Origin of the sequence: Bradyrhizobium sp. 190 (assembly GCF_023073415.1) — a bacterium.
Lineage (GTDB): Bacteria > Pseudomonadota > Alphaproteobacteria > Rhizobiales > Xanthobacteraceae > Bradyrhizobium.
Map to the genome: position 1 here is coordinate 21,802 of NZ_JADPJL010000036.1, position 17,757 is coordinate 39,558.

Annotated in this window: 26 protein-coding genes and 2 pseudogenes; 5 read left to right on the forward strand and 23 right to left on the reverse strand. The window is 59.0% G+C overall.

Annotated features, from left to right (window positions below; genetic code table 11):
• Positions 1 to 13: 13 nt before the first annotated feature.
• Positions 14 to 220, reverse strand: coding sequence for a hypothetical protein (locus IVB22_RS21615; protein WP_247519296.1), 207 nt, complete (start codon positions 218 to 220; stop codon positions 14 to 16).
• A 1-nt stretch (position 221) separates the two neighbouring features.
• Here IVB22_RS21615 and IVB22_RS21620 point away from each other — a divergent pair, with 1 nt between their 5' ends.
• Positions 222 to 701, forward strand: coding sequence for a HipA domain-containing protein (locus IVB22_RS21620; RefSeq protein ID WP_247519297.1), 480 nt, complete (start codon positions 222 to 224; stop codon positions 699 to 701).
• 413 nt (positions 702 to 1,114) lie between these two features.
• Here IVB22_RS21620 and IVB22_RS21625 read toward each other — a convergent pair whose 3' ends face one another.
• Positions 1,115 to 1,540 (reverse strand): hypothetical protein, encoded by a 426-nt coding sequence (locus IVB22_RS21625; protein ID WP_247519298.1) that lies wholly within the window; start codon positions 1,538 to 1,540, stop codon positions 1,115 to 1,117.
• A 760-nt stretch (positions 1,541 to 2,300) separates the two neighbouring features.
• Positions 2,301 to 2,588, reverse strand: a complete 288-nt coding sequence (locus IVB22_RS21635; protein ID WP_247519299.1) for a hypothetical protein — start codon at positions 2,586 to 2,588, stop codon at positions 2,301 to 2,303.
• A gap of 807 nt (positions 2,589 to 3,395) precedes the next feature.
• Here IVB22_RS21635 and IVB22_RS21640 point away from each other — a divergent pair.
• Entirely contained in the window at positions 3,396 to 3,632 is a 237-nt protein-coding gene (locus tag IVB22_RS21640) for a DUF3551 domain-containing protein (protein WP_374207602.1), read from the forward strand.
• Positions 3,633 to 3,753: 121 nt separating this feature from the next.
• Positions 3,754 to 4,466, forward strand: a pseudogene (locus IVB22_RS21645) (IS5 family transposase).
• A 94-nt stretch (positions 4,467 to 4,560) separates the two neighbouring features.
• Here the strand turns inward: IVB22_RS21645 and IVB22_RS21650 are convergent.
• From IVB22_RS21650 to IVB22_RS21730, 17 genes and pseudogenes are all read right to left on the reverse strand, one after another.
• Entirely contained in the window at positions 4,561 to 4,764 is a 204-nt protein-coding gene (locus IVB22_RS21650) for a cold-shock protein (protein WP_247509319.1), read from the reverse strand.
• 485 nt (positions 4,765 to 5,249) lie between these two features.
• Positions 5,250 to 5,699 carry a Rieske 2Fe-2S domain-containing protein gene (locus tag IVB22_RS21655; RefSeq protein ID WP_247519356.1) on the reverse strand — a complete coding sequence of 150 codons (450 nt, stop codon included), beginning with the start codon at positions 5,697 to 5,699 and terminating at the stop codon, positions 5,250 to 5,252.
• 581 nt (positions 5,700 to 6,280) lie between these two features.
• Positions 6,281 to 7,477: a DegT/DnrJ/EryC1/StrS aminotransferase family protein gene (locus IVB22_RS21660; protein ID WP_247519301.1), complete on the reverse strand. Its 1,197-nt coding sequence runs from the start codon at positions 7,475 to 7,477 to the stop codon at positions 6,281 to 6,283.
• Positions 7,478 to 7,479: 2 nt separating this feature from the next.
• Positions 7,480 to 7,743 carry a hypothetical protein gene (locus tag IVB22_RS21665; protein WP_247519302.1) on the reverse strand — a complete coding sequence of 88 codons (264 nt, stop codon included), beginning with the start codon at positions 7,741 to 7,743 and terminating at the stop codon, positions 7,480 to 7,482.
• Between the two features lie 34 nt (positions 7,744 to 7,777).
• The gene (locus IVB22_RS21670; protein WP_247519303.1) at positions 7,778 to 8,137 is read right to left on the reverse strand and encodes a DUF3024 domain-containing protein; all 360 of its coding nucleotides are present in this window, start codon (positions 8,135 to 8,137) and stop codon (positions 7,778 to 7,780) included.
• A 13-nt stretch (positions 8,138 to 8,150) separates the two neighbouring features.
• The gene (locus tag IVB22_RS21675) at positions 8,151 to 8,390 is read right to left on the reverse strand and encodes a nitrogen fixation protein NifZ (RefSeq protein ID WP_247519304.1); all 240 of its coding nucleotides are present in this window, start codon (positions 8,388 to 8,390) and stop codon (positions 8,151 to 8,153) included.
• Positions 8,387 to 8,707, reverse strand: coding sequence for a nitrogen fixation protein NifZ (locus tag IVB22_RS21680; RefSeq protein WP_247519305.1), 321 nt, complete (start codon positions 8,705 to 8,707; stop codon positions 8,387 to 8,389). Before IVB22_RS21680 ends, IVB22_RS21675 begins: the two co-directional genes overlap by 4 nt.
• 2 nt (positions 8,708 to 8,709) lie before the next feature.
• Positions 8,710 to 9,330 carry a 4Fe4S-binding leucine-rich repeat protein gene (locus tag IVB22_RS21685; RefSeq protein ID WP_247519306.1) on the reverse strand — a complete coding sequence of 207 codons (621 nt, stop codon included), beginning with the start codon at positions 9,328 to 9,330 and terminating at the stop codon, positions 8,710 to 8,712.
• Positions 9,327 to 9,855 (reverse strand): annotated as a pseudogene (locus IVB22_RS21690) (hypothetical protein). Before IVB22_RS21690 ends, IVB22_RS21685 begins: the two are co-directional and overlap by 4 nt.
• Positions 9,840 to 10,190 (reverse strand): iron-sulfur cluster assembly accessory protein, encoded by a 351-nt coding sequence (locus IVB22_RS21695; protein ID WP_247519307.1) that lies wholly within the window; start codon positions 10,188 to 10,190, stop codon positions 9,840 to 9,842. Before IVB22_RS21695 ends, IVB22_RS21690 begins: the two are co-directional and overlap by 16 nt.
• Positions 10,191 to 10,204: 14 nt before the next feature.
• A complete protein-coding gene (locus tag IVB22_RS21700) occupies positions 10,205 to 10,429 on the reverse strand; it encodes a 4Fe-4S binding protein (RefSeq protein WP_247509326.1) in 225 nt (74 codons plus the stop codon).
• 10 nt (positions 10,430 to 10,439) lie between these two features.
• Positions 10,440 to 12,002, reverse strand: coding sequence for a nitrogenase cofactor biosynthesis protein NifB (nifB, locus tag IVB22_RS21705; RefSeq protein ID WP_247519308.1), 1,563 nt, complete (start codon positions 12,000 to 12,002; stop codon positions 10,440 to 10,442).
• A 252-nt stretch (positions 12,003 to 12,254) separates the two neighbouring features.
• A complete protein-coding gene (locus IVB22_RS21710) occupies positions 12,255 to 13,118 on the reverse strand; it encodes an SIR2 family protein (RefSeq protein ID WP_247519309.1) in 864 nt (287 codons plus the stop codon).
• The gene (nifT, locus tag IVB22_RS21715; RefSeq protein ID WP_247509329.1) at positions 13,115 to 13,339 is read right to left on the reverse strand and encodes a putative nitrogen fixation protein NifT; all 225 of its coding nucleotides are present in this window, start codon (positions 13,337 to 13,339) and stop codon (positions 13,115 to 13,117) included. Before nifT ends, IVB22_RS21710 begins: the two co-directional genes overlap by 4 nt.
• A 4-nt stretch (positions 13,340 to 13,343) precedes the next feature.
• Complete coding sequence (gene nifS / locus IVB22_RS21720; RefSeq protein WP_308200442.1) at positions 13,344 to 14,528, reverse strand: cysteine desulfurase NifS; 1,185 nt, start codon at positions 14,526 to 14,528, stop codon at positions 13,344 to 13,346.
• 11 nt (positions 14,529 to 14,539) lie between these two features.
• The gene (locus IVB22_RS21725; RefSeq protein WP_247509330.1) at positions 14,540 to 14,830 is read right to left on the reverse strand and encodes a NifU family protein; all 291 of its coding nucleotides are present in this window, start codon (positions 14,828 to 14,830) and stop codon (positions 14,540 to 14,542) included.
• Positions 14,831 to 14,849: 19 nt separating this feature from the next.
• Positions 14,850 to 15,170, reverse strand: coding sequence for an iron-sulfur cluster assembly accessory protein (locus IVB22_RS21730; protein ID WP_247519310.1), 321 nt, complete (start codon positions 15,168 to 15,170; stop codon positions 14,850 to 14,852).
• 281 nt (positions 15,171 to 15,451) lie between these two features.
• Between IVB22_RS21730 and IVB22_RS21735 the strand changes: the two genes are divergently transcribed.
• Positions 15,452 to 16,042 carry a hypothetical protein gene (locus IVB22_RS21735; protein ID WP_247519311.1) on the forward strand — a complete coding sequence of 197 codons (591 nt, stop codon included), beginning with the start codon at positions 15,452 to 15,454 and terminating at the stop codon, positions 16,040 to 16,042.
• A gap of 9 nt (positions 16,043 to 16,051) precedes the next feature.
• Here the strand turns inward: IVB22_RS21735 and IVB22_RS21740 are convergent, their stop codons facing one another.
• On the reverse strand, positions 16,052 to 16,450 hold the full coding sequence (locus IVB22_RS21740) for a Rieske 2Fe-2S domain-containing protein (RefSeq protein WP_247519358.1): 399 nt from the start codon (positions 16,448 to 16,450) through the stop codon (positions 16,052 to 16,054).
• A 349-nt stretch (positions 16,451 to 16,799) separates the two neighbouring features.
• Here IVB22_RS21740 and IVB22_RS21745 point away from each other — a divergent pair, with 349 nt between their 5' ends.
• Complete coding sequence (locus IVB22_RS21745; RefSeq protein ID WP_247519312.1) at positions 16,800 to 17,015, forward strand: hypothetical protein; 216 nt, start codon at positions 16,800 to 16,802, stop codon at positions 17,013 to 17,015.
• A gap of 230 nt (positions 17,016 to 17,245) precedes the next feature.
• On the opposite strand, the gene fdxB is transcribed toward IVB22_RS21745, so the two are convergent.
• Entirely contained in the window at positions 17,246 to 17,542 is a 297-nt protein-coding gene (gene fdxB / locus IVB22_RS21750; protein WP_247519313.1) for a ferredoxin III, nif-specific, read from the reverse strand.
• 12 nt (positions 17,543 to 17,554) lie between these two features.
• On the reverse strand, positions 17,555 to 17,755 hold the full coding sequence (locus IVB22_RS21755; RefSeq protein ID WP_247519314.1) for a CCE_0567 family metalloprotein: 201 nt from the start codon (positions 17,753 to 17,755) through the stop codon (positions 17,555 to 17,557).
• Positions 17,756 to 17,757 lie beyond the last annotated feature (2 nt).

Here is a 17,757-nt window from a genome sequence, read left to right on the forward strand (position 1 = left end):
CTGGATCTGCCTCCTACCGTTTCAGCTCATAGATGCCGTCCAGCCAGCCTTGGAGCAATTCCTCGACCACCGCCGACACGCTCGTCTTTTCCCGGATCACCCTGACTTTAGCGTCTTCGATCGTCTTCTCGGCTACGAGGACCTGCAACGGAGCCTTGCCCTCGGGTGCGCGAGGTCCGCTCCTGACGCGCAAATACCAGAGCGATGGCGGTCCCGGCATAGTGAAGCTCCTCGACCTGCTCAAAGGCAGCGACACGCCCGGCGAAGATCAGGCCATGCTGCTGAAAGCCCAAATTTTCTTCTGGCTGATTGGTGCAACCGATGGCCACGCAAAGAACTTCAGCATCTTCCTGGCGCCCGGCGGACGCTATCACTTGACGCCGCTCTACGACGTACTCACCGCGCAGCCCAGTCTCGACACCGGCCAAATTCAGCGCAAGCAGATGGAACTCGCAATGTCGGTCGGAACAAACAACCACTACCGGATTGCCGAAGTGCAAGGCAGGCATTTCGTGCAGACGGGGGAAGCGGCAGGCGTACCGAAAAAGCTGGTACAGGAGTCAATCGAAGCTGTCGCCGCTACAGCTGAAGCTGCCCTCGTCAAAATAGAAAACGAATTGCCAATGGGTTTTCCCGAGGCCATTCACACGTCAGTCCAAACTGCCGCTATGCAGCGCCTGCGTTCATTGAAATTCCAGTAGCGGCAGATCAAGGATGCTGGAGGCCCGGCAGCATCAGTCGCAAGGCTGGCCGCTAATCGCTCGACGAGTCAAAGACATTCGCGAACCGCGCTCTCCTGTTATCGACCGTGTTCCCCTTTTTTGCCGTGCGCTCGTTCTCCAGCGTGATAGCCTGGCGCAGCCGCTGATGCGCAACACGTCCTTCCGCTATCCGTTCAGGGCGACCGGGGGGTGTGCAATGATCCACCGGCCTCGTTGCCTTGATCGGGCGGTTCTTCGTCATTGCGTGGAGGTGGCACGCGCGCAAAGCTAAGGGCGATGCGGTGCACCCAAAAAGTCTGCCTCGCCGTGGCAACCTCGCAGAGTAAAGTCAGGCACCGCACTTGCAGGTGCCAAAAGCGCGTTGTGCCGATCATGAATCGTCCTACCACGGATTACGCTTCTTTCGCGCGGGAAGTGTTGTGTTCAAAGTCAAAGTCGGGAAACCTTGTAACAAGCGCGGTCTTCAAAAACTTGATGTGCCCGATCGTCACTCCTAGCTCGTTCAATCGCCGCTGCCCTTCTGCGATCTCAGTGCCGAGCAAATTCTGATAATGATTGTCCTGCGGGTCGCGCGTCAGGTACTCATCCGAATCATTGCCCAACGTTACTGCGGCGCGGGCTAAGGCATCATCGATACGTGATTTCAGGCCAGCTTGCTCAGCCTTTGCCCCCTCCAGCGCATCCTCTATCGACCGAAAAATGCGTGTAGCGCGAGCGCGATCAGTTTTGCAGTCTCGGCCTGCCGACCGCAACTTGAAGTAGTGATTAGCACGCACCTTTAAGGATGATTGAAACATCTTCAAGTATGATTGAAACATCTTCGCACTTCTCCAGGGTGGTTAGCGGGATCAATAACGCCGATCTCTCACTTCGGATCCCCGGAGCGGCCATTTGGCTGTGAGTGATTTTTGTCAGAATTGGGCGCGATGCAGCGGCGACAAAAGATTACCCTGGGGGAAATGCGTCATTAGTGCGTCAGTCCGGCCTCACTGGGTCCTAGTCTATTACGGTGACTACGGTGGTGCCTCAGCTCGAATTTGTCGCCCCTTCCGGGCCTCAGCGTCTTCGGCCATTTGCAGCCAGTCACCCGCAACCTTTGCCTTTTGGGTGGGCCGCCTTCTTGGAATGCTGGCGACAATTTGCTGGGGTCGTTTAGACACTCGCTGGATCGGTGGAATGGCCCTGCACTTCAGCCGCATTGCTCCCGTGACAGAGGAGCTAGAGATTTGGAGCGCGTGCGAGCGCGACTTCTCATTCGTCATCAGCAATGAGAGTAGGAGCGGTCCTGGCCTCCACGGACAGCCGGGCTTTGTAGCTTCTTGGCGCCCCATCAACCTCAACAGGCCGGCCAGCAGGGTGGGCGGATCACCCTTTAAGACGTTCGCCGAAGCCGAGCAGGCCTGTGAGGCCATGCTGGTGCACCTGACCAACTAGACAGAGACAAGGCCAGCTGAGATTCGCGACCACCTCGGACCAGAGCCTGTTGGCTCTTCCGCGTGGACCACCCTCACAATCAGCTGATCTCTGCTGTGGGTCTTGGTTGTATGAAAACGCCCTGATTACCCGCGATTTCAGCTGTCAATCGGCGTCCAAAATTGCATTTCGATCCCAATCGATGGCTTTCACGTCGCGCGCGGTTTCATCTTTCATCACGAAGCCAAGGCTCGCCTCCAAGATAGGGCCATGATCATCGCGAACTTCAACTGCCATGCGGTGCTGCGGCCCGCCTCTGACCCATTCGCGGGCCATCTCCGAGAGCGCAGTGGTCGCCTCTTGCCGCGCAGACTCGATGTTCGGCAGCTCCACACCTTCATCATCGTGGATGAATTGGCTGCCGTCGCGGACATCAAAATAGTACCTCTTCATCGAGCACACTGTCGAACAGTTCTTGCGGCTCCAGATCGATCTTGTTGCCGCCCTTGAGGTGCTGCTGCATGGCCCACCGCCTCAAATCGAAACAGCCAGCGGCGGTCTCGTTCCCGGCGTGCCCTGAAGTGGTCCAGGCACTTCTTTAAGCACAGCGCCGCCCGCCATGAGTAGTACCTGATCGGGCCAAACTTTCCGCCACATGCGGCGCAGCTTGTCGCTGCTGGGCGACACTCAAACCGTTCGCGGCAATCGTACATCTTCATCTTCTTTGGGCCCAACCCTGGAAGTGGAACTCCGGAGTCGCTGACTCACTGTGCGTACACAGGTGAACTTCGGCTCCAGGATCGTAGTGATCCGCCAATCTTACCGCAGGTAAGGGCGGCGGGCGCAGAGTTAGACTCTCATGTGCAGCATCCCGAGCAACGTCGCGCTCGCATCCGACAGAAAGCTGTTGAGAAAGCTGTTGCTGCGTGCGCTCATTCAGCTTGAGCCTTCATCCGGCCGACCGGACCCGGGCTCTCGACCGGGTACCGCGCACAAACAAAAACTTACCTCGTCATAAAGAAGAAAATTAGCCAACTTCTGCTTGGTACCGCATATATCGGGCGAATTTTCTTACTTCGAGCTGAAATTCTTCGAAGAAATCGAGATTGGCTCGGCCTCGGGGCAAGCCGACGTGCAACCAGTGAGTCGAGCTGAGGCCAGCCGGTCTGAGTGAGGGACAAGAACAAATTCGCCGACGAGAACCGAACTTCAGGAGATGAAGATGACCCGCCTGCTTTTCGCCATTGCATAGGCTAGTTAATTTTAGTGTTGGCGGCTTCGAGCTCGCCTGCGACCGCACGGCAGTATCGCCATAGCGACGTCTCCCCGAGCGGACCGTATGATCGCTACTGCTTGGAGAGACGGATCTGGGGCTACCCAGGCAATTGCCAATTCGCAACCCGCGGACAGTGCGTGGCAAGTGCTTCAGGTACTGACGCCTATTGCGGCATCAACCCGGCCTACGCCTTCGCGCGGCGACCGCGCCTATCGCGATGAATGGTCTCCGTACTAGGGTCTGTTGAGATTCAGGATTCACAGATTGGAATGTCCGTGATTCAAGCTCCGAAAGGAGCTTGGCATGCACCGATTCGTTTTGACGGACGCCCAGTGGGCGAAGATGGAGTCGCTTTGTTTGGGCAAGGCCACGAACCCCGGCCGCACAGGGGGTGACAACCGTTTGTTTCTCGAAGCTGTGCTTTGGATCGCGCGCACGGGCAGCCCATGGAGGGATCTGCCGCCGACGTTCGGCAACTGGAATACGGTGTTCAAGCGCTATCGTGATTGGGTGAAGGCCGGCGTTTTCAAGCGGATTTTCGATGCTGTATCGGATGATCCAGACATGGAGTTTGCGATGGTCGACGCGACAATCGTCAAAGTTCATCGTCACGCGCAGGGAGCAAAAGGGGGACCAAAAATCAGGCCATCGGCAAATCGAAGGGCGGCTGGACCACCAAAATCCTCGCGCTGACCGACGCGCTTGGGAACTTGGTGCGGTTCATCCTGCTCCCTGGCCATCGCTTTGACACAGTCGGCGTCGCGCCTCTGATCAAAGACATCGAATTCGGCGGCTTGATCGCCGACAAGGCTTTTGATTCCAACTGGATCATCGAAGACCTGAACGCACGCAAGGCCAAGATCGTCATCTCGCAGCATCAAAGGCGCGCCCAGCCTCTCAACATCGACAAGGACATTTACAAATGGCGCCACCTGATCGAGAATTTCTTCGGCAAGCTGAAGGAATTCAAACGCATAGCGATGCGATGCGACAAGACAGACGGCAGCTTCGAAGCGATGATCTACCTCGCTACCGCCGTCATCCATTCCAGGTGAATCTCAACAGACCCTAGGCTGCGGGATCTGGCGCAGACCAGATGGGAGATGTGCGCGCATTGAGAGCCCGCCGGTCGGACCGGCGGGCTTGAACTCATCCGACCCTTAGATTTTCCGCAGACGTTTTGCCCCGGGTGCTCATTTCTTCGTAGCTCACCTTGGCGCCCTCATTAAGGTTGCTCAGGCCCGCTTTTTCAACGGCCGAGATGTGCACGAAGACATCCTTGCCGCCGTTGTCAGGTTGAATAAACCCATATCCCTTAGTCGCGTTGAACCACTTTACCGTACCTGTCGCCACTATCCGTTCTCCCGTGAAGTAAGAGCCGCATCCTACAGCGGTAACGCAATCCCCGGCAAGGCAAACCCCGCCGGCGTGAACCGGCGGGCTTGTTTCCTTCAACCCAGGCCCGCCTGATGGAAGTCTTGCGGACCGACTTGCTCGGTCAGGCCGTCATAGTCGCCGATTCCGGACTCCGCATAGTCTTGCTCAGCGTCGGGCCGGCCACCCGCAGCCCATTGCTTGAGTTGTCATACTGGTCGAGCCAGCCACTCGTCGTCGGCTCTGTCAAAAAAGCGATTCCTATCGCTGAGTTCGGCTCCGCGCGGTCTCCAACATTGCCGTTGTGGGGGAATCGGCCGCTTGAACGATCCGGATGATCCGGCACGCAATTCGAGGAATCGATCGAAAGGTCCGCGCGAGATGCACGGACAATCCTGGTGAAATAAAAGATTGCGACCTGACAGTTCTTCTTAACGGAGCGCATGATCATGAAATAATGCCCGTTAATCCGGATGAATCATGATGTCCATGGTATCGTCACTATCCTCGAACGGATCGGGAAACCGATTTTCCTCTACCAGCTTCACACCGCACAGGCAGACGTCGCCGCCGATCACGGCTAGCGCGACCGGCTCAAGGGCTTTCCTATTGCAGGGGCCATCGATGCAAAACCCGCTGCCGATCTCGAAAGTCGCCCCGTGCCGGCCACATCTGAGAAAGGAGCGGTCCGGCGAGAAAAACTTGCCGGAGCCGATGTTGAGCCAGACGCCGTCATGCGGGCAGCAGTTGACATAACCGAGATAGTCGTTGCCGAAGGTCCGCACCACGACAATCGGAAACGGCCGGCTCTCGCCGCTGTCATCGATCCGCGACAGGCTGAAACCCTTAGCGTCACCCCGCTCGATGGCCTCGGCGGGACAGACGGCGAAGACCACGATCTCTTGGCTGGCCATATCGCGGATACTTTCTTTGGTCATGCTATCGTCGCGAATGTATGGATTGCGACCCGGGTCAGCCGAGACACGCCGTGATCATTAGATAGCGGCCGATAGGAATCGCCTGCGCTTTCGCTGACAAAATCATGCCGATGGTACGGCAACAGCTCTGCCGGGCTCCGGCCGGAAGCTCGACCACTCCCGTTCGAAGAACAATGATTTGTTAGGGATCCTTGTGCCTTCCCACCCGCTAAGCTCAAGCTTGAAAAAACCCGAGCCGAAGCCCCAAGAGCTCAATGATCATGTTTCCTGATCCGAGCACCTTGCAGGGCCGGCGTGCCGAAACTTAGAGCCAACGTCCACGATCGTTGAGCTTTCTCATTCTCTTTGCGCGGGTTCCCTTGCGGCCTTGCTGGACCAAGAATGGCAGGAGTCCGAATTTGGCCTGTCCTTGCATGACTGTTGAAGGGCAATCTCGGGGCCCAGCGCCGCCGCCAAGAGTGACGTGGCCTTAATAACCTCGATCATTTTGCCATACGGCAAGATTCTGACTTTCGACATTCGCTCCTCCTTTTGGGCGTAATGAGGGCGCCGGGGCTCTAATAGATGGCTGCGCCCGCGCCGATATTGATGGACGCGTCCTTCATCGTCTCCACAATGAACTCGATCTGGTTGTCGGTGAGATGGGTGTGAAACGGCAGCGCCACGGCACGATCGGCGATCTTTTCCGTGACCAGTAAATCGCCATATCGATAGCCAATCTCAAAATAGTGACGCTGCAAATGCATCGGATGGCAATAGGCGGCGGCCTCGACATGCTCAATGCGCAGATCATCGACAATGGCGTCACGGCTGGAGCGCGTGAAGCGCGTTCCAAGATGGACGAGATAGAGGAACCAGTTCACCTCGGTCACATCGGGACCGATATAGGGCGGCTTGATGCCCTCGAATGATTGGATATGTGCATTGTAGAGCTGCTCGATGAGCCGGCGCCGCTCCAGGATTTCATCGAGGCGCTTCAGCTGCGCAAGGCCCAACGCGGCTGTAAGATCGCTCATGCCGGCCTGGTAAGGCGCTGCGCTACTGACGACGACGGAGGAGCGGTTATCCAGCCGATGCGCGCGATGGCGAAGCAAGCCAACGGCAATGTCGATATCGTCGGTCACCACCATGCCGCCCTCGCCGCAGGTCAGGGCCAGAGGCTGGGCAAAGTCGAACACGGCGATATCGCCAAAGCGGCCGACGAGTTCGCCCTTGTATCTCGATCCGATCGCCTCGGTGGAATCCTCCAGTAGCATCAGCTGATGGCGCTGCGCGATCGCGCGCAGCTCCGACCATGGCGCCGGATGGCCATTGGGATTGCCGGCAACAATCGCCCGTGTGTTGGCCGTGATCCGCTCTTCGACCTTCGCCGGAACCAATGCTCCCGACCAATAGTCGACGTCGGCAAATACGGTGCGCGCGCCCGTGAGACTGATAGCATGCACCGTCTCGCGAAACGAATACGGTGAGGCGATCACATCCTGCCCCGGCCCGATGCCGAGGGCCTTTAGCGCAAGCAGAAGCCCGATGGTGCCGCTCGGGACGGCAACGGCATATTTCCGGCCGAGATAGGCGGCAAAGGCTTTCTCGAAGGTCTCAGTCACCGGTCCGTTCGAGACCCGCGGCGAACACAGCAGCGTTTCCACGGCAGAGAGCTCGGCGAAGGTGACATCCGGATCGGACATCCGAATGAAAGATACGTCCGCGTTGACCGCGTTCGCATCGTGATCCTTTGCGAGAGCAACGCTAGTCATCGTCAAGTACTCCTTGCCGCCAGCACGATGCCAGTCGCGCGCGCTGGATCGGCGGTGATCTGCACACAATGAGCGGAGCCATCGATCAGATGCAGGTCGAATCGTGGAAAACTGCGGAACGGTGGCTCCGTCATGTCGGACGCGTCACAGCGCGTGCAGGCGAGCTGTGGAAAGCGGCGCCGCACCTCGGCGAACGCGCTTGCATCGGCATCAGCTGCCGCAAGCAGCCGTTCGATTTCGATAAGTTCGTCGGTGCCGAGCGCCATCGCGACTCCTATATGATTAGTTCCAAAAGCAACGTTATTGCCAGAACACCCGCTCCGGATCTGTGTTCAATTCGTCGATCGCTGCGGTCAGCCGCTGGTAGATGCTGTAAAACTCCCAGAGCCCCCGCGCGTGATCTTTACGAAACAGCTTCCATGTCGCGCTCCTCGAGTCATGATGGATCAGCGCTACTTCAATCAAGCCGCCATCTTTGTCGATATTGCCCGAGCAGCAGGGACTCTCGATGAGATAGCCACTCCGTACCGGTTTCACATTCGGCGAGACATAACGATAGCGTTTGCGCGAGCTCAAGCCACGCTCGATCCGCTTGCGATCGAGCTCGTTCGGATGAGCGATAAGTCCGTTCACTACCTTTCTCATCACCGCGGCGTTCATCGCGAAAGCCCCCTCAAAGCATTGTGATCTCTTCTTCAAGACAACCGACGACCAGCCGCTCACCAAACTCGACAACATAAATCGGCAAGTTCGCTTCGGTTTGCATGCCGACCTTCACGATCTCGCCGATGCCGCCGGCGCCCACCAAGAGCCCGTTAGCCGGCGCATCGGGAAAGGAGCCATCGTTAACAAGGTCGACAGCGGCTTTAACTCGCTGGCCCCATTGATATTTCGGGAGGCGCGGCTCGATCATGACGCGATCTCTTCCGGCAACGGCAGGTCGTCGGGTTCGTCGCGCGCTTCCACCAGATCGAGCTCCTTGCGCTTCATGCCGACGCGGTGGCCGCTTTCAAGAAACTCGACGCCATAGATATAGAATTGCTGCAGGAAAGTCCCGATGGAGACGACGTAACCCACCTCGCCTTTCTTGGCCAGGATATCGCCGATCTCCTTGCCGGCATAGGTGCCGTCGTTGCGAATGGTGCGCTTGGCCCGTACCTTTTCGCCAAGGTTGAAGAACGGTGGCCCAGTTAGCTCGACTACATCACTGTCGCGGACGATGTTGCTCATTATCACCTCCTTGCGGACTTGCAGGCCAGACGGCCACGCGCGACCTCCTGCACCATACTGTCCTCATTTTCGGTGAGACGTGCCAACTCAAAAGCCGCAACGCGGGTCACCACTTCCCGGCGGACACGCCAATCGGGATCGCACCGCAGAGCGGCAGGAACTTCGGCGACAGTCGCTGCGCGGCGAGCCACGATCTGGCGGACGCAATAGTTCTGGTCAGACAGCATCGGCACCAATTCCTCACCATCGAGCAGAGTCGCGACCAGTATCTTCACCTCGCGATGCGAATCGTTGCGCAGCGTCAGGATATTGCTCTTGAGCAGTCGCCGAGCTGCATTCGCGCGCACGGCTTCTTCGGCGCCATCTAGCAGCGGTAGCAATAGAAAGAGATTGACGTGCTTGGCCGCGATGGCTCGCACCTCGAAATGCGGATGCGCAGTGTAGGCATTGGCGAGCGCGGGACTCCAGTTGAAAAAACGGTCGTTGTGCCGGGCATAATGGTCGTTGACACAGGCATGCATCAGCCGGCGGCCGCCCGTTTTCTTCAGCGACAGATGAGTGCAGGCGCTGCAATTGACCTCATGGCCCTGCCAGTAGCGGGCCTCGTCGATGTCATCCGTCATCGTCGCCCTATCCGCTTCAGCACGTCCAGAAGGAGCCTGACACCGATCTTGTCGGTCGGGTCGAGTTCGAGCAGCTTTTTCGTGGCCACGCGCCCTTCGTCCAGATTGCCGAGGCGCATCTGCAAGTAGGCATAGCCCGTTCAGCGAAAACAGATAGAAGCGCGGCAGGATGCTTTCGTAGCTGCCGAACGCGGCATCGGCCGCTTTGACCTGCCTCCAATCGTACGAGAGTCCGTTTTCAAGCGCGGCCTGGGTGATGTAACGCCTGGCGATCTCCAGCGCCTCCGACAATCGGCCCTTGTAGAAATAGAAACGGTGGAGGCCGATCAGGACGGCGGCGTGGCCCGGTGCCAGGGCCTGCGCTTGGTGCAGGTGCTTTTCTGCGATCGCGTCCAGGTGATAGGAGAGCCCGGCCTGCCACATATGATCCTCGGCTTCGCGCGGCAGGCCTTTGCTGAGAAGCGTGTGCGCGATCAGTGCCCTCGCGCTCCCGGAAAGCGGATTGCCTGCTACATCCAGGTCCATCGGCAGCTTTCCTCTTCGATTGGGCGGCCTTTGTGGCCTTGCTCGAGCAGCACACCTGCTTCGGGGAAGATCAGACCGGTCTGCGCAGCGGTATCGGTTGAGACAATCGTCACACCGCCGACTAGCGGCCTGCCCCCGGCATAGAGAGAGTTTAGGTCGTTGCGTTCGCCGACTTGCTCACCGGACTCCGGTGCCCGCGCAACACGGATATCGGCCGACAATCCCGAGCAACCGCAGGCCGTAACGGCGAGCCGGAAGCCGGTTTCAGCGGCGCCATGGGCGCGCACCTCAAAACTCATGAATTTTTCCGCAGCCGGCGTCAGCGTGGAATTCACGATCCCTTACTCCCTTATGCCCGCGCCTGATAGCGCGGCAATGAGGGATCGAGCACACAGGTATTGTCGACCGGACAGACCGCCACGCATTGCGGCTCGTCGAAATGGCCGATGCATTCGGTGCATTTCTTAGGCTCAATCACGAACGTCCCGCCCTTCTCCGAGATTGCAACATTCGGGCATTCGAGTTCGCAAGCCGAGCAGCCCGTGCATTGTGAGGCGATGATCTTGAACGGCATCGATATGTCCTTACGCCGCCGAAATCAGCGCGCCCTGCCGAATCGCCGCGTTGCCGCGTTCGACATGCTGGATCTCACCGCTTTGCACCTTGTCGAGATAACGCTTGAACCAGGCGATCGCTGATTTCTCGATGAACTCGTGCGCGTATTGATCAAGTGGCTCGATGCCGGCCTTGATCAGCTCGCTCTTGGGGCACCCGCCGATCTTGGCCACGAACACCGCATGGCAGTCATCGATGGCGCGGATGATGGTCGCAAGGCTGCCCTCCTCAGCATAACCGCCCTGGCAGTAGGGATCGGCGCGACGGTGGCCGACGAATTTGGCGCCCGATGTCGAGAGTTCGTACACCTGGAACTCCTTGGCATGTCCAAAATGCTCGTTGATCAGGCCCGAGCCCTTGGTTGCTACCGCGACCAGGAGATTGATATCACTCGTCTCGCCCGCGAGGTCGGCCAGTTTCTGCTGTTTGGCCGCTACCTTGGCCACGCGCTCCTCCTCAACTTTGGCCTGATAGGCTTTACGCGTCTCGAGGTCGTACTTGACATCCATCGCCATGATCTTCTCCGTGGTGAACTCCGCGCCGCGATCCTCGCCGAGCAGGCCGACAGCATCGGCGCGACACTGCCGGCAATGCCGCATCATGTTCATCTCGCCTTCACAAGCGTCCTGCAGCGCCTTCAATTCCTGCACCGCCGGGCCGCGCTGACCGTTGAGACCGAACACGGTGCCGTGCTGGGGCGCGGAGATCAGCGGCATGATGTTGTGCAGGAACGCGCCGCGCGACTTGACGGCCTTGTTAACGTCGACCAGGTGCTGGTCGTTGATGCCCGGGATCATGACCGAATTGATCTTGCACAAGATCTCGCGCTCCGCGAGCATCTCAAGGCCTTGCAGCTGTCGATTGATCAGCATCTTTGCGGCTTTGACGCCGGTGTAGCGCCTGTGGCCATAGAAAATCCACGGATAGATCTTGGCACCTATTTCGGGATCGATCATGTTGATGGTGATGGTGACGTGGTCGACGTTCAAGCGGGCGATGGTGTCGACGTGATCGGGCAAGGCCAGCCCGTTGGTCGACAGGCACAGCTTGATGTCCGGCGCGGCTTTGGCTACCAGCTCGAACGTCTTGAATGTTTTTTCCGGATTGGCCAGGGGATCGCCGGGGCCCGCGATGCCAAGCACGGTCATCTGCGGAATAGTGGAAGCAACGGCGAGCACTTTCTTCGCCGCCTGCTCAGGGGTGAGCTTCTCACTTACCACACCCGGGCGCGATTCATTGGCGCAGTCATATTTGCGATTGCAGTAATTGCACTGGATATTGCACGCCGGCGCGACCGCGACATGCATGCGGGCGTAATGGTGATGCGCCTCTTCGCTGTAGCAGGGATGGTTCTTCACCTTTTCCCAGATCGCCTGTGGCAGATCGCCTTGGCGGGCCTGCGATCCGCAGCTCGCCTTGTCCCTGCCGCCAAAGGTGCCGCAGCCCTTATGCCGGGTGTGGGCTTGCTTGATCTCGCCGAGACCAGCGGCGCCGCCAAAAGAGCTTGCCTCATTACATTCCGACACATCCATTTGCCATTCTCTCTGCAGGCGGAAACTTCAATTGAGAGTTAGCAACTCGCGTGCCATTAACGGCGCCTCGGAAATTTCTGTCCGATGTCAGGATGTTAGCGATGCCCTCTCGCACGCGACAGATCTTTCGCGGTTGTTGCAAACGTGACAGAAGGCGCAGTGTCGACACTGGAATCCGATCAGGCGCATATCAACGCGTCAAACGACGCTCGCGTTTTACGCTATCCAAGCTCCGCTGAAGGCAAGATCCCATCAGGCAGAGATCAAGATCTCGACCGCGCGCGAAAGCGCAATCGCGAGCGGCGTCAGGGACTGCTCGGCCAGGAAGCGCAGCTCGTTGCGCGAGAGCGCGTCAGGCTCCACAATTGCGTAATGGCTATTGGCTGAGCGTTTGCTGATCTGCCGCGCGTAGGTGCGCAACAGCTGGTCGTTGAACTGACAGCCGATGAAGAGGAAGCTTCGCCCGGTCCTCCGCTCCTTGACGATTTCGGGAATCGGCGTCTGGATGTCGATCTCGGTCAGCACCTCGACATAATCTGCGTCGGAGACCAGGAAGTTCTCGGCGGGCAGCGCGCCGCCGTGCGGTTTGTAGAGGACTGTCGTCCAACTGCCAGCCGCAGCGCGATCGATCTCGTTGCCTTCTGCATCATAGAAGCGATACCAGCGGTTTTCGCCGATGCTTGCGCGGGTGATGCCCTGCACCTCGCCCCATCCCTCGTGCTTGCAAAGCGCAGCACGCATTGCGCCGTCATACCAAGCGTCGACGACGACAGGCAGGGATAGTGAGGCGAGATGATGATGCAGCGGCGTCGGATCGACCGGCGCGGCGAAGGCCTGCGCCATCAATGCCGTCACGGTGGAGCGATGCTTATTGCTCTCGATGTGCTGCGCCGACGCCCAGGGATTGCCCTTGACCCGGCGCGGCAGCGCGACCTTGCTGGCGAAAAAGGCGGCTAGCGCCTCCGGCGTCATCGGGACATCCGGCTTGGACAACTCGGCGACGCCAGGTCCGAGATAGGGAACAATGCTGCCGGCACGCAGCCTAGCTGCGACGTTAGTGAGAATCGCCTCAGCATCGGCCGCGTTTACAAAATCGATTTGTCGGATCGCCTTCATCGCTCGTCCCCGTTCTCGCCACGCTTCCTGGCATTGATGGTGATCGGCAGCGGCGTGTCGCTCGCCATGTCGGGCAGATCGAGCACCCAGCCATTGGCTATTCTGATCCAACCGCCCCACAGCGTCTCGTGCTCGGACTCCACGATCGGCTCTTCAAGATCCTTTTTCGGCACGTAAATCGATAGGCCCGCCTCCGGAGAGCGGCGGATCATGATTTTCATGAGATCAACTCCGTGAATGGGCCGGATCGCTGATGGGATTGGCGCGCTCCCGCGACATGGCGCGCAAGTGAGCTACGATGTCGGACAGAGTGCGGATGACCAGATCTATTTCTTCGACAGCGGTTTCATGCGACAGCGAAAAGCGCACCGCGCCACGTAGGCTCCTCGCCGGCAGGTTCATGGCGCTCAGCACATGAGATGGCTCCATCGAGCCGGAGCTGCACGCTGATCCGAGCGAAGCGGCAATGCCGGCGCGATTGAGATGGTGGACGATCGCTTCGCCTTCGAGATGCTCGAAGGCGATATTAGCCGTGTTCGGCAGCCGGCAGCTGACATCGCCGAGGACCATGCAGTGGCCGTTCTGTAACATCGCTTGTTCCAGGCGATCGCGCAACGCACCAACGCGAACGCGTTCGGCCTCGAGGCGCTCTGCCGCAAGTTTTGCAGCTTTTCCAAGACCGACGATGCCGGGAACGTTCTCGGTTCCGCCGCGGCGCCGTCGCTCCTGTGCTCCGCCCCAAATCAGCGGCCTGAATTTTGTGCCTTTGCGCAAATAGAGCGCGCCAACTCCCTTGGGTCCGTGCAGCTTGTGCGCGGACATCGACAGCATGTCGATATCACTAACCTTTAGGTCAATCGGCACCCTGCCTATGGCCTGCACCGCATCGGTGTGAAACAGCGCGCCGGACGCGCGCGCCATCCTGGCCAGATCTTCAACCGGGAAAATGTTTCCGGTTTCGTTGTTGGCCCACATGACAGACGCTACCGCCGTGCGTGGTCCAAGCGCCCAGCGAAAAGCCTCGACATCAAGTCTGCCGCGCGAATCCACCGGGATCAGATGGGTCTTGACACCCCTTGTCGCCAACTCTTTGACCAGCGCCAGGATCGCCTGGTGCTCGACGGAGGTGGTGACGATCTCGTCCCGCCCCTCCTGGGTCACAAGCGCGGAGAGAATGGCGGCGTTGTTGGATTCGGTGCCGCCAGATGTGAAGACGATCTCATGATCGTAGGCAGCCCCTAACAAGGCCTTCAGGCTGCGGCGCGCCTGCTTCACGGCGCCCGCGATCTTGTTCCCGAAGGCATGAGCGGAGGAGGCATTGCCAAACTGCTCGGTGAAGAACGGCAACATGGCTTCGACAACGCAGGGATCCGTCCGCGTTGTCGCATTGTTGTCGAGATAAACCGACACAAACGCCTCGTTCAATGCCGCGCTTTGGCGGCGCCGGCGACCGGGATCAGGCGAACGAATTCGCCGAGCCTTTCGACCAGTCGCGTCTGAATACCTTCCAGCGTAAAGCTCGAAAGCTTGCAGAACGCGCAGGCACCGGTCAGCTTGACCATGATTTTGTTGCCGTCGATCTCGACAAGCTGACAGTCGCCGCCGTCGCGCTGCAGATTGGGACGGATCTCCTCGATCACAGCGCGAATGATTTGCGCCCGATCGGTCTCAGTCACCGGCGGTTGCTTCAGTTGTTTGGACTCGACCAGCATGCTTCGAGTTCTCTTGTCATCAGCCGAAGGATTTGCCACAGGAGCAGCTCGACCTTGCGTTCGGATTGTCGAACCTGAAGCCCGAACCCTCCAGCGCCACCACGAAATCGATGGTCGTGCCGGCGAGGTGCTCATGGCTTCTATTGTCGACGAACAACTTGACCCCATCGTGCTCGATCACGGTGTCGTCGGGCTTCGGCTCGTCGGCCAGGCCCATCATGTATTTGAATCCGGCGCAGCCGCCGGCCTCGACCGTAATGCGCAGGCCGCTCGCCGGCTGCGGCGACGTTGAAATCGCGCCCTTGACCGCATTCACTGCGCTATTCGTCAGATTAATCATGGATCACCCTTGATTTGCCTCGGTCGGTTGCCTGCGAATTGGCAAGTCGCATGCCAGCGAGCACGCAGTTGAAAATGCTCGCCTTTTCGAATCGCGCCTGTTGACCTTGCGACGCTTGTCCGGTTCCTGACAACGGTCTTCCAACGATCGCGGCGCGCTTGCCTGTTTTCTTTATGGATTCCGCCGATAAAGCGTGGCGTACGCGGCGGCAAACAACTTGCATTGCGTGTCGCGCCGGCCGAGGTGTCCGGCGATTGTCTTAGATCGAGGAACGATTTTTCATGACAGCAATTGAGAACACCGCGCTCGGCCGGCTGGAGAAGGAGGGGCGCCTGCTCAACGCCGTATTCAAGGGCGCGACCATCAGGCCGGGCCGGTTCGGCTTTCGCGGCGATATCGCGCTGAAATTCCAGGCCCAGGTCGCGGACGAGAAACGGCCGCCCGACATTTCGATCGAGCAGGTGCTGACGGTCGCCGAGGAAGGCGAAAACACCATTCCGGTGCTGGCCGGCTACCTGCACTCCTTCGCCTATCTCGCTGACGTCGCCAAGGTTCTTGACGGCGCGCTAAGCCCTGACGGCAGCTACTTCATTTTCTGCAACAACATAGACCTGTTGGCGAAATACCGAACCAAGCTCGGCGATATCACCTTCCACGTGCTGCCGTGCGATCAATCCACCGTCTGGAAGGAAATGATGTACCTGGTCGGCGTCGACAAGAACGATATCAAGAGGCTCGATGCGGGTGGCAGGCTCGATTATCTAATCGACGCGGCCAAGCATGTCGATGCGTCCTTTGACGATGTCTCTTACGAATACGGGCTGAAGAAGATGGAGCCTGTGAAAAACCGCAACGAGAACCGGCCGGTCTGAGCGCTGGCTTCAGCTCTTGCCGGAGGGGTCCTCGTCCTCGAGGAGCCGCACGCCGGTGACGCAGATGTCGCCTTCCAACACCGTCAACGTGATGGGCGTGAGTCCGCTACCCTTGCACGGGCCATCAACGCAGCGGCCGGTGCCGAGCTCGAAGGCCGAGCCGTGCTTGCCGCACATCAGTCGGATGCCGCTGGGATCGAGGAACTGGTTGCGATCCCAGTCGAGATTGACGCCTTTGTGCGGGCATCTGTTGAGATAGCCAAACACCTGCTTACCCCAGCGCACGACAATAATGGGCCACGGCCTGTGGCTGCCGTCTTCGTCTAGTATTACGAGGTGGAAGCCCATGGCGCGCCGACTTGGAATGTCGTTGAAGCCGCAGATCGCATAGGCGGAATTCGGCGGCATCCGTTGCTCGTTCATGACAAGACCCCTGTCATTGATCACCCTGCGATCAGCCCTGCAAAAATCGCGCAAGTGGCGGATCTCCTCACCTTTTGGGGAACCCGATGCGCGACGTCGACCTCATTTCGATGAGCGAGATATTTGATCTGAGGCCGCGTCGACCGCAGCTCCTTCGTGTTGCTGTCCAGGACTGACCATTTTGTCGCATCTTGCAGGCGCGACAGAGGCCGCTTCGATGCCTACTACACGGCCTTGCGCCGGCAGCTTCCGGCGTTGCGTGCTAACCAGGCATTGGCGCGGCTCTGGAATCAGGGCGGCTAGCCAGTATGCGGACCAATATTTGGATCACCCGATGGCGACGCTGATCAAGACCACACTGGACGGACACAAGCTCGAGGTTATTGGGCTTGCCATCTGTCTCGACGACAAGCTCGAAGCAATTGAATTGATCGTGATGCTAGCGCACCCGAATCGGCGCGCCATCCTGGCCGCTGTCCCGCAGGCCACCGATATGTCCGGCGGCGTGCTGTTGACGCGAGAGGGGCGGACATCGCGTTCGCCTCCTTAAGCAAGCCGAAGCGACGACGCTGGCCAATCCCGGCGCCAGCAACGAACGTTTCCGCATCGCCGCGATGTGGAAGGCGCGCGCGCGAACAGAGGATCGAGTGATCCTCCCTCCCCCTCCGCGGAGGGTCGGGCGAGGGGCTCATCCGCGAGCGCAGCGCATGGAGAGTCCCCTCGCCCGATGCTTGGTGTCGACCTCGCTCCGCTCCATAGGAGAAGTAAACAGAGGCGTCGCTAAGCCGCTTCCGCCGAGGCGGGCGCGTGAGTCTGGCAGTCGGTCGGACAGACCCGGGCGCAGGCGCCGCAGCCGATGCAGGCGCCCTGATCATTCATCACCATAATCTTCTTCTCGATCTCATCGTCGTCATCATCGAGATCGACAAGCTCGCCCTCCTCGTTGATCCCCTTCAACGTCATGACGTTCCGACCGCAGACCTTGAAGCAGCGGCCACAGCCGATGCAGTGGTTGGGATCGATCGAGATCAGGTAATCCGGCGTCCAGTTGCGACCATCGCGCGTTGCAAATGACATGCTGGGATCCCCTTACGTCCTTTCCAGTGCCTTCAGATCCTCGCGCTTTCGCTCGAGTTCGGCAAAGGCATCGTGCGCCTTCTGAGCCACCGCCATGATCGACGTCCAGTTGGCGGGCAATTCCTCCGAAAGGTCGTGCAGATCCATCTTGGCCTGTGTGGCCTTGGTCGACAGCTTTTTTATCTCTACTTTCAGCGTCTCAAGATCGCTCATGA

Coding starts and splice junctions, on each gene's coding strand:
- IVB22_RS21615 (WP_247519296.1), bottom strand. CDS start 220: ATGCCGGGACCGCCATCGCTCTGGTATTTGCGCGTCAGGAGCGGACCT.
- IVB22_RS21625 (WP_247519298.1), bottom strand. CDS start 1,540: ATGTTTCAATCATACTTGAAGATGTTTCAATCATCCTTAAAGGTGCGT.
- IVB22_RS21635 (WP_247519299.1), bottom strand. CDS start 2,588: ATGAAGAGGTACTATTTTGATGTCCGCGACGGCAGCCAATTCATCCAC.
- IVB22_RS21655 (WP_247519356.1), bottom strand. CDS start 5,699: ATGGCCAGCCAAGAGATCGTGGTCTTCGCCGTCTGTCCCGCCGAGGCC.
- IVB22_RS21660 (WP_247519301.1), bottom strand. CDS start 7,477: ATGACTAGCGTTGCTCTCGCAAAGGATCACGATGCGAACGCGGTCAAC.
- IVB22_RS21665 (WP_247519302.1), bottom strand. CDS start 7,743: ATGGCGCTCGGCACCGACGAACTTATCGAAATCGAACGGCTGCTTGCG.
- IVB22_RS21670 (WP_247519303.1), bottom strand. CDS start 8,137: ATGAACGCCGCGGTGATGAGAAAGGTAGTGAACGGACTTATCGCTCAT.
- IVB22_RS21675 (WP_247519304.1), bottom strand. CDS start 8,390: ATGATCGAGCCGCGCCTCCCGAAATATCAATGGGGCCAGCGAGTTAAA.
- IVB22_RS21680 (WP_247519305.1), bottom strand. CDS start 8,707: ATGAGCAACATCGTCCGCGACAGTGATGTAGTCGAGCTAACTGGGCCA.
- IVB22_RS21685 (WP_247519306.1), bottom strand. CDS start 9,330: ATGACGGATGACATCGACGAGGCCCGCTACTGGCAGGGCCATGAGGTC.
- IVB22_RS21700 (WP_247509326.1), bottom strand. CDS start 10,429: ATGCCGTTCAAGATCATCGCCTCACAATGCACGGGCTGCTCGGCTTGC.
- nifB (WP_247519308.1), bottom strand. CDS start 12,002: ATGGATGTGTCGGAATGTAATGAGGCAAGCTCTTTTGGCGGCGCCGCT.
- IVB22_RS21710 (WP_247519309.1), bottom strand. CDS start 13,118: ATGAAGGCGATCCGACAAATCGATTTTGTAAACGCGGCCGATGCTGAG.
- nifT (WP_247509329.1), bottom strand. CDS start 13,339: ATGAAAATCATGATCCGCCGCTCTCCGGAGGCGGGCCTATCGATTTAC.
- IVB22_RS21725 (WP_247509330.1), bottom strand. CDS start 14,830: ATGCTGGTCGAGTCCAAACAACTGAAGCAACCGCCGGTGACTGAGACC.
- IVB22_RS21730 (WP_247519310.1), bottom strand. CDS start 15,170: ATGATTAATCTGACGAATAGCGCAGTGAATGCGGTCAAGGGCGCGATT.
- IVB22_RS21735 (WP_247519311.1), top strand. CDS start 15,452: ATGACAGCAATTGAGAACACCGCGCTCGGCCGGCTGGAGAAGGAGGGG.
- IVB22_RS21740 (WP_247519358.1), bottom strand. CDS start 16,450: ATGCCGCCGAATTCCGCCTATGCGATCTGCGGCTTCAACGACATTCCA.
- IVB22_RS21745 (WP_247519312.1), top strand. CDS start 16,800: ATGGCGACGCTGATCAAGACCACACTGGACGGACACAAGCTCGAGGTT.
- fdxB (WP_247519313.1), bottom strand. CDS start 17,542: ATGTCATTTGCAACGCGCGATGGTCGCAACTGGACGCCGGATTACCTG.
- IVB22_RS21755 (WP_247519314.1), bottom strand. CDS start 17,755: ATGAGCGATCTTGAGACGCTGAAAGTAGAGATAAAAAAGCTGTCGACC.